Genomic DNA, 13,716 nt, shown 5'->3' on the forward strand with positions numbered 1-13,716 from the left:
CACTGACATCGCACGAAGCGGCACGGGCCGTCAGGTCAGTGTGTGGCGCCGCCCACAGCTTTCACGTCGGCTTTCGTGATCGCGGCGGTGGCGGCGATCACCCGCAGCCCCTCGGCGACCGCGCTCACCGGGAGTGAGGGCGCGGACCGGTCGGTGACCTGTTCGGGAGCGTACGGCACGTGGACGAAGCCGCCGCGCAGGGCCGGCCGCTCGGTGGCGATCAGGTGCATCAGCCCGTAGAAGACGTGGTTGCACACGAAGGTCCCGGCGGTGTTGGAGACGGAGGCGGGCAGGCCGGCCGCACGGACGGCCATCACGCACGCCTTGACGGGCAGGGCCGCGAAGTAGGCGGCGGGCCCGTGCGGCACGATCGGCTCGTCGATGGGCTGGGCGCCTCGGGCGTCGGGGATGCGGGCGTCGTCGATGTTGACGGCGACGCGCTCGACGGTCAGGTCGGGCCGGCCGCCCGCCTGGCCGACGCACAGCACGAGGTCCGGGTCGCTGTCCCGGACCGCCTGGAACAGGGCCGCCGAGGCGTCGCCGTACACACAGGGCAGTTCGGCGGTGGTGAACTCCAGACCGGCCGGCGGCCGGGTGGCGGCCTCGCGCACCGCCGCCCAGGAGGGGTTGACGCGCTCGCCGTCGAAGGGCTCGAATCCGGTCAGCAGCACCCGGGTCATGGCTGGTCATCCCACAGGTCGGAGGAACAGGGTGGTCAGTAAGGGGGACGGGGGTGGCCGGGAGGGTCAGAAGGCGAAGAGGGCCATGATGAGGATGTTGCAGCCGAGCAGCACGCCGGCGGTGGGTATCTGGGTCTTGATGGGTCCGTACTGGTCCTTCAGTTCCAGCAGTGCCGCCGGGACGATGTTGTAGTTGGCCGCCATCGGGGTCACCAGGGTGCCGCAGAACCCGGCGAGCATGCCGACCGCCAGGACGGCGGCGGGATTGCCGTCGAAGTGCTGGACCAGGACCGGCCAGCCGACCGCCGCGGTCATCACCGGGAACGCGGCGAAGGCGTTGCCCATGACGATGGTGAACAGGAACATGCCGACGCAGTAGACGGCGACCGCGACGTAGAGGGAGTCCTCGGGCAGGATCCTGGAGGCCAGCTTGCCCACCTGGTCGCCGACCCCGGCCACCTGGAAGATGTTGCCGAGGGTGGAGAGCATCTGGGGCAGCAGCATGGCCCAGCCCATCGCCTCCAGCATCGAGCGTCCGGCCTGGACGGGCACCGAGACCCGCTTCTCGCGCAGCATGACCATGCCGACGGTCAGTGCGACGACGGCCGCGATGCCCAGGCCCAGGATGGTCTCGCTGCCTTTCTGGAGGACCCGCTCACCCCCGATGGTCAGCCTCTTGACGCCGACGGCGCAGATCATGGCGACGGCGGGGATCGTCAGGGCGGGTACGAACAGCTTGTTGCCCAGCTTGGCGGCGTGGGCGGCGCGCTGTTCGGGGTGGTGGTGCGTGGTGTGCCGCGCCCGGTGAAGCCGAAGCCGGCCAGGACGGCCATGGCCAGGACGGCGGCGCCCAGCGGCTCGGCCGGTGCCTTCTTCTCCACCACCAGGCTGCTGTAGAGGAAGCCCGCGCCGACCAGGCCCCACAGGGCGCCGGTGCCCAGGCGCTTGGGGTTGCTGCGATCGGTCACCATCTGGGCGGCCATCGCCAGGAAGCTGAGGCCGACGAGCCAGTAGAACCACTCTGCCTTGATCATTTGGCGGCCTCCTCGACGACGGGCTGAACGTTGGCGGTGAGCAGCTCGCGTTCCAACTGGCGGTCCAGGCGCAGCAGTCGCCAGCCGTGGACGGCGAAGGCGCACAGTGCGGTCGGGACGGCCCACAGCGCGAGGTGGAGCGGTTCCAGGTGGGTGCCGTACGTGGTGTTGACGAAGCCGGTGATCAGCAGGATCGATCCGACGGCCAGGAAGACGTCCTCGCCGAAGAAGAGTCCGACGTTGTCGGCGCTGGCGGAGAAGGACCGGATCTTCTCACGGGTCCTGTCGGGCAGCGCGCCGTACTTGCGCTCGGCGGCGCCCTCGGCCATCGGGACGGCGAGCGGCCGTACGGTCTGCGCGGGCCCGAAGACGTTCATCAGGCCGAGGGCGGCGCCGATCTGCCGCAGGCCCAGGTACAGGGTCAGGAAGCGGCCGGTGGTGAGTCTGCCGAAGCGGGCGATCAGGTGGCGGGCCTGTTCCTGGAGTCCGTACCTCTCCAGCAGGCCGATGACGGGGAGGGTGATGGCGAAGATCGTCACCGCCCGGCTGGAGGCGAATCCGTTGCCGAAGGCCGCCAGGATCTCGGTCGGCGACAGCCCGCCGAGGAGTCCGGTGGCGATTCCCGCCACGCCCACGACCAGCAGGGGATTGCGTTTGGTGGCAAAGCCGACCACGACCACGAGCACGCCGAGAAGCACGATCATAGGTCCGCCTTCCGCATACGGGACCCCACGCGGACCGTGAGGAGGATGCCGAGGAGGCTAGGGGATTGTTGAACGATCCGACAAGAGGTGGCGGGAGCGTAATTCACCCGGCCGCGATGCGCTGGGCGTACGCCCCGGACAACTGGGCGCGCGAGTCCTCCAGGTAACACTTCAGCAGCCGTTCCGCCTCGGCCGTGTCCCCGGCCTGCAGCGTTTCGACGATCTGCCGGTTGCGGGTCAGATAGGGCGCGTGGAAGCGCCGCGGATCGTCCATCACGTGGAAGACCAGCCGGAGTTCGGCGAGCACCCCCCGCATGAGCTCGTCCGTGCGCGGACTGCCGGCCAGGGCCACCAGCGCCTGGTGGAAACGGAGGTTGGCGGTGCCCACCTCCCGCCAGGCACGCTCCTTGAAGGCGTGCTCACCGGCGGCGACGGCGGCGTCCAAGGCTGCCACGTCATAGGGCGGCTCGCCCAGATCACGCACGGCCGCGCACTCCACGAGCATCCGTACCCGGTAGATGTCGTCCAGGTCCTCGACCGTCACCAGCCGTACGAACACCCCGCGGTTGAGCTCGTGCACCAGCAGCCGTTCGTGGGTCAGCAGCCGGAACGCCTCGCGCAGGGTGTTGCGCGAGACGCCGAGCGCGCCGCCGATGCTCTCCTCCGACAGCCGCACGCCGGGTGGGAAATAGCCCTCGGTGATGCGGTCCCGCAGGATGTCCGCGACCCGCTCGGCGGTGCTCGACCGTCCCAGCAGCGCCCGGTCCCCCGCCAGTTCCGAGATCTCGGCGAGCCGCCGCTGATCGTTCCTGGCCGCTCCGCCCGCCATACCGCTCCCCATTCCCGCCCCGTGCCGCGCCGGCCCCGTGCCGTGCTGTGCCGGACCGCGGCGTGCCTCTTCGTCCACGGCGGGTACGGCAGCCGTACGCGCCGCGGCCCCGCCGACCGTCCCGTCGGTCGTTCCGTCAGCGGAAGTCAATCCCAGATGGGAGAATGAGACAACACACCTCTTGTCGGATCGTTCAACGATCGCTTACGTTGGACGCATCACCGGTCGGCTCGAGTGCCCTCGGGGGAGAGTCACTACGGATACGGGCCGGCCGGTCCTCTCCCCTGCACAAGAGGGCGCTGTACGGGTACGCGGGCCATACTCCGCGCGGGAGACCGTCCGCGCACCGCGCACAGCACCCGCACCAGTTACCTGTGGCCCCCTCCGGAACGGACCCGCATGAACGACCCGGCGCCCGCCGCCCTCATCGATCTCAACGCCGACCTGGGGGAAGGGTTCGGCCGCTGGCAGCTCACCGACGACGAGGCGCTGCTGTCCGTCGTCACCAGCGCCAACGTCGCCTGCGGTTTCCACGCCGGCGACCCCACCACCATGCGCCGGGTCTGCGAACAGGCCGCCGCGCGCGGCGTGGTCATCGGCGCCCAGATCTCCTACCGGGACCTGGCGGGCTTCGGGCGGCGCGCCATGGACGTACCGCCACGCGAGCTGGCCGACGAGATCGCGTACCAGATCGGCGCGCTGGAGATCTTCGCCCGCGCCGCCGGGGCCCGGGTCGCCTACGTCAAGCCGCACGGCGCGCTCTACAACCGCTGTGTCCACGACGAGGAACAGGCCGCCGCGGTCATCGACGGCGTACGGACGGCCGGGCGCCCGCTGCCGGTCCTGGGCCTGCCCGGCTCCCGCCTCCACGAGGCCGCCCGCCGCGCGGGGCTGCCCACCGTCGGCGAGGCGTTCGCCGACCGCGCGTACACCCCGGCCGGCACGCTCGTGCCGCGCCGTGAGCCCGGCGCGGTCGTCCACGACCCCGACGCGGTCCTCGCGCGCGCCCTGGGCATGGCCCGGGACGGCACCGTCACCGCCATCGACGGAACCCGTGTGGCCACCGCCGCCCGCTCCCTGTGCCTGCACGGCGACACCCCGGGCGCGGCGGCCCTGGCCCGGCGCGTACGGGACGGGCTGGAAGCGGCCGGGGTCCGCATACGGAGCTTCGCGTGAACCGGCCCGGCGTACGGCCCGTGCCGACCGGCGGCCTGCGGCCGCTGCCGGTCGGCGAGCACGGGCTGCTCGTCGAAGTGGAGGACGCCGCCACCGTCGACGCGCTCCACGCCGAACTGCTGCGCAGGATCACCGAGGGCACCCTCGCGCCCGTACGCGAGATCGTGCCCGCCGCACGCACCGTCCTGCTTGAGGGGCTCACCGACCCCCGGCGGCTGGCCGCCGAACTGCCCACCTGGGACCTGACGCCGCCGGCCCCGGGCGGCCGGCCGGCCGTGGAGATCCCGGTGCGCTACGACGGGCCGGACCTCGCGGACGTCGCCGCCCTGTGGAACGTCACACCCCAGGAGGTGGCGCGGATCCATGCCGCGACGGAGTTCCGCGTCGCCTTCTGCGGCTTCGCCCCGGGCTTCGGCTATCTGACCGGTCTGCCCGAGCGCTACCACGTGCCGCGCCGGGCCACCCCGCGCACCAAGGTCCCGGTCGGCTCCGTCGCGCTGGCGGGCCCGTACACCGGTGTCTATCCACGCTCCTCCCCGGGCGGCTGGCAGTTGATCGGCACCAGCGACGCCGTGCTGTGGGACCCGGACCGCGACCCGGCGGCGCTGTTCACCCCCGGCACCCGCGTCCGTTTCGTCCCCTCCTCCCCCGACAGGGACGCTCCTGAGCCACAGCCGCGCACCGCGGACCCCGCCGACGCCGCGAACACCGCCGACGACAGCGGCACCGCCGACGACACGATCAGGACGAACCAGACGGATGCAACGAGCGAAACGGATATGACGGACAGCGAGGACGACGCCCGATGACCGACCGCGCCCTGTCCGTCGTCCGGGCCGGTGCCCTGACCACCGTCCAGGACCTGGGCCGCCCCGGCCACGCCCACCTGGGAGTCCCGCGCGCGGCGCCCTGGACGAGCCCGCACACCGCCTCGCCAACCGCCTCGTCGGCAACCCCGACGCCGCCGCCACGCTGGAGACCACCCTCAACGGCTGTGCCGTACGGGTCCGTACGTCCACCGTCGTCGCCGTCACCGGCGCCCCCTGCCCGGTACGGGTCGACGGCCGGCCCGCGCCCTGGGGCGCGCCCGTGCACGTCCCCGCCGGCGCGGTCGTGGAAGCCGGCGCCGCCACCTACGGCCTCCGCTCCCACCTGGCCTTCTCCGGCGGCGTGGACGCCGAGCCGGTGCTCGGCAGCAGGGCCGCCGACCTGCTGTCCGGACTGGGCCCGCCACCGCTGACCGAGGGCTGCGTGCTGCCCCTCGGCCACCCGTACGGCCCCCCGGCGACCGTGGACGCCGTGCCGCACCCGGGCCCGGTGACGGAGCTGGTCCTCCCCGTCTTTCTCGGCCCGCGCGACGACTGGTTCACCGGCCAGGGCCTCCGCACCTTGACCACCGGCCGCTTCCGTGTGTCCTCGGCGAGCAACCGCATCGGTCTGCGCACCGAAGGCCCCCCGCTGGAGCGCGCCAAGGACGGCGAACTCCCCAGCGAAGGCATGCCGCTGGGCGCCCTCCAGGTCCCGCCGAACGGACTGCCCGTGCTCTTCCTCAACGATCACCCCACGACGGGCGGTTACCCGGTCATCGGCGTCGTCCCCCGCCATGCCCTGCCCGCCGCCGCCCAGGCCGTACCCGGCACGCCCGTCCGCTTCCTGCCACGGCGGCTGGACACCTGACAGGCCGGCCTCCGCCCCGCCCGCCCCATCGGCCTCACTCGCCGCTCCGGCCCCCACTTCTTCGCCGACATCTCGCTGCACCCCCGCCACTCCCCCGGCCACGCCCCGCACGCGACTCACAGACCAAAGCATTCCCCGCCGCTGCCGCGGCCAACGCGATCGGCCGAACGTGCACTCGAACGAGTGAACGAACGCGAGCCGCGGTGACGCCACGACCGCCCTAATTACCTTCTCGACAGCTAAGCGGCTTTCCAGAAGTCCTGTCGGTAACGGGTTGGGAACCAGGGGCTTGTTCAGGGGCGGCGGTGGCCAGGTTTTGTTCGGGTGAGCGGCGCCGGAAGAACGCGTGGAACTGCCGCTTGCGGCCGGGGGCTGATCTCCCGGGCCACCTGGAAGCGGTCGAGTTCGGTCGCCACAACCTGATGCCGGGCACCCTCCCTATGTCCGTGAACCCCTCAATCGGAACCACTCGCCTGGGCATCACCGGCTCCCGAGGCGACAACAGGCCGCCGACCAGGGGCATGGCCACCGGCTTCGCCGCGGGCCGGGAGACCCTTCACCCTGCGAATGCGGCGACCGGTGCCACGGGCAACCCGCAGCACGGACTGAGACGTCGTCCTGCCGCCGAGCCGACCGGCCACGCGGCGGAACGCCGGCCTCCGTCACGGCGAGGCCAAGGTCTCGGCCACGGCCGACGCCCGCGACACGCTCGTCATCGCCGTTGCCGCCCGAGCGATACCTCACTCTCTGCGGGCGATGCTCCCGATTAGCCGAAGCCAGACAGAACGGGGGCGCGCAGCCGCCATAGCAGGAGCGTGCGGGTAGCACGCGCCCCGTGTGTGCCGCCCGCGCGCCGGCGTGTCGGATAGGGCCATGCAACTGTTCGGTGCCGTGGGAGCGATCACCGTACGGCCGGCAGTACGGACCGTTTTATCCCGTACTGTCCCGGTCGTGGGCCGCCCCGCTGTCCCGGCCGGGCGAGCCGTACGGCAGTCCCCCGGTCAGACGGCCGAGGCGTCGTTGTCCGGGCCGAACCGGCTGCGTACGGCGGTCTGCACCTCGGCCTCCTCGGCCGGGTCGGCGGCCAGCCGGCGGAGCTGTTCGACGACCCGGTCGTCGCCGGTTGCGGCGTGCCGGGCGGCCAGCTCTCTGGTGGTCTCCTCGCAGTCCCACAGGCACTCGACGGCGAAACCGGCGGCAAAACCGGGATCCGTGCAGGCCAGGGCCCCGGCGGCGCGGCCTCTGAGGTGGGAGGAGGCGGTTTCGCGGTAGATGTGGCGCAGGACGGGGGCCGCGCAGGCGACGCCGAGCCGTCCGGCCCCGTCGACCAGTTCCCACAGGCCCTCCGCGTCCGGGCCTTCGGTTCGTACGATCCGGCGCAGCGCGGCCAGCACCGGCCCGGCGTCGCCCTTGTCGCCACGGCGGGCGAGCATCGCGGCGGCGGCCGAGCCCAGCCGGTCCGTACGCCGCGCCCACAGCCTGGCCCGTTCGACGGCCACCGCCTCACGCATCCGGGCGAAGGAGGCGAGCGCCGCGTCGGTCAACGCCTCGGAGGAGAAGGGGTCGGCGACAGCGGTCTCGATGAGGTCCAGGGCGTCGGGATCGCCGCGTTCGGCGAGGTGCCGCAGGGCGGCGGCGCGGGCGGCGTCCGGGCCCCCGGCGGCGGCCCGCAGCAGCTCGGGGCGGTCCTCGGGCCCGGCCACGGCGGCCAGGCAGCGGGCGGCGGGCACCTGCCGCCACTCCTCGGGGTGCAGCTCCAGGCCCTTCTGGGCCCAGTCCAGGATTTCGGTGACGCTCCAGCCGGGGCGTGGCCCGCTCGGTCGCAACTGCCGCTGCCAGCGGTCGAAGGACCCCTGTTCCTGAGCGGCGCGGACCCGCTCGCCGTAGCGGGGGTCCTCGGCCCACAGCCGCCACGGCCGGGGCTCGAAGGCGTCGCGTACGGCGGTGGCCAGCTCCGCGTCGCCCTGTGGGGTCTGCGGGAAGCGTGCCAGGACGGCGGGCGCCAGGGAGGCCAGCCCGGCGTCGTCGTCCCGCAGTGCGAGCTCGTCCAGGGCCCAGCGCCAGTTGCTGCCGACGGCGGCGTAGCTGCGCAGCAGGAGCAGGGCCGCGTCACGGCCGTACGAGGCGAGGTGCCCCAGTACGGCCAGGGCGAGGCCGGTGCGCTCCTCGCTGTGGTCGGTGAGGTCCTCGGCGTGGAAGAGATGCCGCTCGATCTCCTCCAGCCCACCGTCGAGCTGCATGTACAGGCGTGCGTAGTACAGCGACCGGTTCTCCACCTGCCAGTCGCGTCGCGGGTCGCGCAGCACACTGGCGTTCAGTGCCGCGAGCGCCTCGGCCCGCGGCGCCGCGAGGGCGTGCAGCGTCCCGTCGCCGCGGCCTCGCTGGAGGAGGCCGAGCAGGGTGCCACTGGGCGCTATGTCTGGATCGAACATGAGGTCAGCATCCGGTGCGGGGGTCAGGCTGGCAACGGGATTTCCGCCGACCGGCATTCTTGCCGGTGACCGCGGGCCGTATGCATCGTTCCCACCATGGATCGGCGGGACGGACTGCTACCCGGCCGCCGCAGCCTAGCTTGGAACGGGCCGTTCCGCCGATTCGCGGGCAGGATCCCCCCGGGCTGCCAGGGGCATATGCCAAATGCACCACCGTATCGGGTAATGCCAAATCCCTTACAGGGAGTCGCAGCCTGTGCAACAGTCGTAACCGGACCTTCCATCAGACCTGGCCGCCGCGCCGCCTGATCACGGAGAACGTCATGCCGTCCCACCTCTTCGCGGACCGCCCAGCCGCCCAGCCGCCCGAGCGCGAAACCGTCGACGCGCTGATCACGCAGGCCCGCCGTCTGCGCGGCGGCCTGGACGCCGTACGCCGCGAGACCTCGGCGGACAGCGAGGCCACCGCCGATCCCAGGCTGCGCTGGCAGCGGGCGCTGTGCGACCTCGCCGTCCACCACCTCGACGACCTCGGCGGCCACCTCGACCAGCTCAGAGAGGGCCTGCCCAAGGACGCCGGGGCAGGCGAGGGCGGGGAGCACGGAGAGCACGGAGAGCACGGGGATGCGGCGACCGCGGAGGCGGCGGACGGGCTCGCGGCCTGTGAGGCTCCGGCCGGGTACGCGGCGGAGGCGGCGGCCCGCGGCTCGCTGCTGAGCCGGGTGGGCAGCGCCGAGTGGAACCTCCTCACCGATGAGGTGACCTGGTCGGACGAGCTGTTCGGGATCTTCGGCAAGGACCCGGCCGACGGGCCGCTGACCCTGGACGAACTGCCGTCGTTGATCTTCGCCGAAGACCAGGAGCAGCTCACCAGGATGGTCACGGACTGCCTGGTGGACGGCAGTCCGATCGACGGCGAGTTCCGCATCGTGCGCCCCGACGCGACCGTCCGTACGGTGCACATGGTCGGTGAGCCGGTGCTCGACGCCGACGGGAGCACCGCCTGCATGTGGGCCGTGCTGCGTGACGTGAGCGAGCTGCGCCGCAGCCAGCGGGCGGTGCGCGAGTCCCAGGACTCCTTCCGGCGCGAGCAGCACATCGCCCGGGCCGAGCACCGGCTCGCGGTCGAACTGCAGGAGGCGGTGCTGCCGCCGTGGCGCGGCTCCCTGCGCTTCCCGCACGGCGGACCGGTCGCCCTCGATCTCGCCGCCCGCTACCTCCCCTCCGCCACCAGCGCCCTGATCGGCGGTGACTGGTACGACGCCCTGCAACTCCCGGACGGCCGCACCTTGTTGAGCGTGGGCGACCTCACCGGCCACGGCGCCACGGCGACGTCCGGCATGGCGATGGTCCTCGGCGCACTGCGCGGAATGGCCGTCTCCGGACAGGAGCCTGCCCCGCTGATGGGGTTCCTCAACCAACTCCTCGACGCCTCGGCACAGCCCGCTCTGGGCAGCGCGGTGTGCTGCCGCTTCGATCCGGCCACCCGCCGGCTGCTGTGGGCCCAGGCCGGACACCCCGCCCCGCTGCTCTTCCGCGGCGGGACGGGGCGCGCGCTACAGCCCCCCGAGGGTGTGCTGCTCGGTGCGACCACGGGCGCCCACTACACCCAGCGCACGGAGCAGTTGGAGCCCGGCGACCTTCTGGTGCTGCACACCGACGGGCTGGCGCCCCGTCGACGGCCCGACGCCCACACCACTCATGAGGGCACCGAGCAGCTCCTGTCGCTGGCGCCGCGGTTCGCCGCGGCCCGGGACGCGCAGAGCTGCGTCCGTATCGTCGCCGAGGAGTTCGGCAGCACCGAGCGCGAGGACGACGCGTGTGTCCTGATCGCCAGGGTGGGCGCTTGATGAGGCGGTCAGGGTAGGAGAGACGGTAGGAGAGACAGAGAGAACAGGCTGCCGTCACTGCTTCCGGGCTTCCCGGTTCCCGGCAACCTTCAGCTTCCGTACGTATCACTTCACTCGATACGTACGGTTATGTACTTGTCGTCCGGTCCGGCCTGCGGTACATCCCGCGGGAGCCGGCCGGAACCACGCTGGCCGGAACCACGCCGCTCGGAGTCACAGGGTGAAGGTCTTGCCCAGCCGTGGGCTCTTGGCCCGCGGTCGGGGAAGGGCCTGCTGAATCTCCTCGCGCAGGTCCTGGATCTTGGCGTAGTTCGCGTACTGGCCGGTGAGCCGGTACATCTCCCGCAGCCGGTCCCAGGTGCGGTGCGAGGAGTTCTCCCCGATGGACACCAGCGCCAGCCGGGCGTAGCGGTCGGCCTGTTCCGGGTCGTCGGCGATGAAGCACGCCGAGGCGAGCGAGATGTAGTCGAAGATCTGCGAGCGCTGGTAGCCCTCCCTGCGCAGCCGCAGCGCCTGTTTGGCGTGGCTCTGCGCGACCCGGGCCGCTTTCGGGTCGTGCTCGGCGAGCGTACGGAAGGCCAGCGCCTGCATGCCGTGCATGTCCGCCTCGTCGAACATCTGCATCCAGCTCGGCGGCGGCACATCGCCCCGGTCCGAGGCGAACAGCTCCTCGGCCTCGCCGAGCGTACGGCGCATCGCCTGGCCCTGCCCCTTGGTCGCCTGCGCCCACGCCTCGATGGTGTGGAGCATGGCGCGGGTACGGGGCAGGGCCTCGTCCCCGGAGCCGGACCGGGCGAGCTTCATCAGGTCCAGCGCGTCGTCCGGCCGTCCCAGGTGCACCATCTGGCGGGCGGCCCGGGAGAGCGCCTCGCCCGCCCGCGGCCGGTCGCCGCCCTCGCGCGCCGCGTGGGCGGCGATGACGAAGTACTTCTGGGCCGTGGGCTCCAGGCCCACGTCGTGCGACATCCAGCCCGCCAGGACGGCGAGGTTGGCGGCCACACCCCACAGCCTGCGCTGGAGGTGGTCGGGGTGCCGGTAGGCGAGCATCCCCCCGACCTCGTTGAGCTGTCCCACCACGGCCTTGCGCTGCAGCCCGCCACCACGGGCCGCGTCCCAGGCGCGGAAGACTTCGACCGAGCGCTCCAGGGCGTCGATCTCCTGTGACCCCACGGGGGCCGCTTCGTAACGGTCGAATCCGACCTGGTCGATGGGATGGGCGGCGAAAGGGTCGCCGAAGCGCGGTGCGTCGGCGGCCAGGGCCGGATCGGTGTGCAGCCAGTCGTGCATGGCGCTGCTGAGCGCGGAACCCGCGGCGAGCGCCGCGCCCGCGCCCACCAAGCCGCGTCGGTTGAGCATGAGGTCCATTCCCGTGAATTCCGTGAGGACCGCCGCCGTCCGCTCGGGCGGCCACGGCAGGCCGTCCGCGCCCTGCCGTCTACCCGCGCGCCCGGAACGGCCGAACCCGAGGTCCTCGATGGTTACGACACGGCCGAGTCGCTCGGTGAACAGTGAGGCCAGCACTTTGGGCACCGGATCGCGGGGGGTCTCCCCCGTGTCGATCCAGCGCCGTACCCGCGAGGTGTCGGTCGCGAGCTGTGGGTGCCCCATGGCCGCCGCCTGCCGGTTGACCAGTCTCGCCAGCTCTCCCTTGGACCAGCCGGCAAGACCGAATAGATCCGCGAGACGGGTGTTCGGCTCCCTGTTCACGTCAAGCCCCCAGGTTCCTCGACTGAGTTGACAGTAACGGCCCGTCTCAGGCGCTGCGAGCATTCGCCAGGGTTCGCCAGGGTCCGCCAGATGGTCTGCCACCCGCGCCCGCGTGTTCTGTAAGGAATGCAGCCCCCGGCCCGGTGCCGGGATCGCATTCCCCAGGGTGCGAACCCTCTGACCGGGCCCGTTTCCCAAGCATGTCCGGGCCCCGTTCCACCGGGCCGGGAGCGCACGCACCACCGTCGGCGCACGAAGGGATCTGTCTCACCCATGTACGCAGCATCGTCCGCCGTGACAGCCCCGCCCCGGCCGTACCGCCCGCAGCCGTCCGGCGGCGGGCCGTACCTCGACCCCTCCCAGTCGGCGGGGGCGGTCGCCGGCCTCCCCGGTGGCCGTCCCCGGCGGGCGCACGGGGCAGGCCCCCAACCGCTCAGCGGGAGACTCGACTTGTCCGGCCCCCAAGGCGCCCAGTTGCGCGCCGCGGTCGCCTCGGTGCACCGCATCTGCCCGGAGTTCAACCCGGTCCAGGTGCTGCGTCGGAGCGGCAGGTCCGTGCTCTTGGTGGGGACGACGGGACGCACGTCCGCGGTCGCCAAGTGTTTACTGGACCACTCCCCGGCCTGGGCCGAGCGGTTCCGGCACGAAATAGCTTCTTACCGGGCGTTCGTACGCCACCGCCCGCCGGTGCGTGTGCCCCGGCTGGTGGCGGCGGACCCCGACAACTGCGTCCTGGTCGTGGAGCGGATGCCGGGCCGGGTCGCCGCGATGCAGAGGCATCCGACCGAGGCTCCGCCGCGCGCGGACGTACGGGCCGCCATCGGCGCGATCTGCCGGATCAACCTCTGGCAGCCGCCCCTGACGATGTTCGGCAAGCCGCTGGACTACGCGGGCCGGATCCGCCGTTTCCACGACCTCGGCCTGCTGACCGACCGGGACCTGGGCGATCTGCAGAAGCTCATGCACGGCCTGGCTCACAAGCAGGGCCAGTTCTGTCACGGTGACGCGCTGCTGAACAACGTCCTGCTCTCCCCGGCCGGGCCGGTGCTGCTCGACTGGGACAGCGCGGGGTGGTACCTGCCGGGGTACGACCTGGCGACGCTGTGGTCGGTGCTCGGTGACGCTCCCGTGGCGCGCCGGCACATCAGCCAGCTCGCGCAGGCGGCGGGTCCGGCCGCGCGGGACGCCTTCCTGGTGAATCTGATGCTGGTGCTGACCCAGGAGATCCGGCGGTACGAGACCCAGGTCCAGCGGACCATGCGGGATCCGGCGCCGGCGGGCACCTCCGGTCCGGGACAGCCCGGGGCGCCCACGGCGGGCGAGGAGCAGCGGCTGCTGCTGCGCCGGCTGCACGACGACTGCCATATGGCGCGCCGTGCGGTACGGGCGGCGGTCGGCACCCGCTGATCCACGCCGGGGGCAGGTGAGCGGCGCGTCCGTACGGGCGCGCCGCTCATGTGTGCCGTCTTTGGGAACACACGCTCGTGTGGGCCGTCCTCCGTGGCGCGCCGCGCCTCCCTACGCCACCCCCACCCCTTTGGCCCATCTCTTCCTCCCGCGCCCCAGGACACGCGCTGACATGCGGAATCCTCTCTGTGCGTGGTGATTGACGGATAGTCGGCGAACC

The 13,716-nt window shown here is 72.4% G+C and carries 9 protein-coding genes and 3 pseudogenes; 5 read left to right on the plus strand and 7 right to left on the minus strand.

From position 1 onward, the window contains the following. Positions 1-35 precede the first annotated feature (35 nt). The 4 genes and pseudogenes from pcp to KGS77_RS02935 all read right to left on the minus strand — a co-directional run bounded on the left by pcp (position 36) and on the right by KGS77_RS02935 (position 3,247). Positions 36-680 (minus strand): pyroglutamyl-peptidase I, encoded by a 645-nt coding sequence (pcp, locus tag KGS77_RS02920; RefSeq protein WP_242578537.1) that lies wholly within the window; start codon positions 678-680, stop codon positions 36-38. Between the two features lie 66 nt (positions 681-746). Next, positions 747-1,714 (minus strand): annotated as a pseudogene (locus tag KGS77_RS02925) (DUF979 domain-containing protein). Then, entirely contained in the window at positions 1,711-2,418 is a 708-nt protein-coding gene (locus KGS77_RS02930; RefSeq protein WP_242578538.1) for a DUF969 domain-containing protein, read from the minus strand. The pseudogene KGS77_RS02925 and the gene KGS77_RS02930 overlap by 4 nt, the downstream one beginning before the upstream one ends. A 103-nt stretch (positions 2,419-2,521) precedes the next feature. Further along, positions 2,522-3,247, minus strand: coding sequence for a GntR family transcriptional regulator (locus tag KGS77_RS02935; RefSeq protein ID WP_242587263.1), 726 nt, complete (start codon positions 3,245-3,247; stop codon positions 2,522-2,524). 399 nt (positions 3,248-3,646) lie between these two features. Here KGS77_RS02935 and KGS77_RS02940 point away from each other — a divergent pair, with 399 nt between their 5' ends. From KGS77_RS02940 to KGS77_RS02950, 3 genes and pseudogenes are all read left to right on the plus strand, one after another. Then, on the plus strand, positions 3,647-4,423 hold the full coding sequence (locus KGS77_RS02940; protein WP_242578539.1) for a 5-oxoprolinase subunit PxpA: 777 nt from the start codon (positions 3,647-3,649) through the stop codon (positions 4,421-4,423). Between the two features lie 35 nt (positions 4,424-4,458). Next, positions 4,459-5,232, plus strand: coding sequence for a 5-oxoprolinase subunit PxpB (gene pxpB, locus KGS77_RS02945; protein WP_242587264.1), 774 nt, complete (start codon positions 4,459-4,461; stop codon positions 5,230-5,232). Beyond that, positions 5,229-6,100: pseudogene (locus tag KGS77_RS02950) on the plus strand (biotin-dependent carboxyltransferase family protein). Before pxpB ends, KGS77_RS02950 begins: the two are co-directional and overlap by 4 nt. A 239-nt stretch (positions 6,101-6,339) precedes the next feature. On the opposite strand, the pseudogene KGS77_RS34850 reads toward KGS77_RS02950, so the two are convergent. Together KGS77_RS34850 and KGS77_RS02955 are read right to left on the minus strand one after the other, a co-directional pair. After that, positions 6,340-6,470: pseudogene (locus tag KGS77_RS34850) on the minus strand (IS630 family transposase); the annotation flags it as partial. Positions 6,471-7,101: 631 nt separating this feature from the next. Continuing rightward, the gene (locus tag KGS77_RS02955) at positions 7,102-8,532 is read right to left on the minus strand and encodes a HEAT repeat domain-containing protein (RefSeq protein ID WP_242578540.1); all 1,431 of its coding nucleotides are present in this window, start codon (positions 8,530-8,532) and stop codon (positions 7,102-7,104) included. A gap of 323 nt (positions 8,533-8,855) precedes the next feature. On the opposite strand from KGS77_RS02955, the gene KGS77_RS02960 reads away from it, so the two are divergent. After that, positions 8,856-10,382, plus strand: a complete 1,527-nt coding sequence (locus KGS77_RS02960; protein ID WP_242578541.1) for a SpoIIE family protein phosphatase — start codon at positions 8,856-8,858, stop codon at positions 10,380-10,382. 213 nt (positions 10,383-10,595) lie between these two features. Here KGS77_RS02960 and KGS77_RS02965 read toward each other — a convergent pair whose 3' ends face one another. Continuing rightward, positions 10,596-12,089 carry a hypothetical protein gene (locus tag KGS77_RS02965; protein WP_242578542.1) on the minus strand — a complete coding sequence of 498 codons (1,494 nt, stop codon included), beginning with the start codon at positions 12,087-12,089 and terminating at the stop codon, positions 10,596-10,598. 273 nt (positions 12,090-12,362) lie between these two features. Between KGS77_RS02965 and KGS77_RS02970 the strand changes: the two genes are divergently transcribed. Beyond that, positions 12,363-13,496, plus strand: coding sequence for an aminoglycoside phosphotransferase family protein (locus tag KGS77_RS02970; RefSeq protein WP_242578543.1), 1,134 nt, complete (start codon positions 12,363-12,365; stop codon positions 13,494-13,496). The last annotated feature ends 220 nt before the right edge of the window (positions 13,497-13,716 follow it).

The organism is Streptomyces sp. MST-110588 (assembly GCF_022695595.1).
GTDB lineage: Bacteria > Actinomycetota > Actinomycetes > Streptomycetales > Streptomycetaceae > Streptomyces.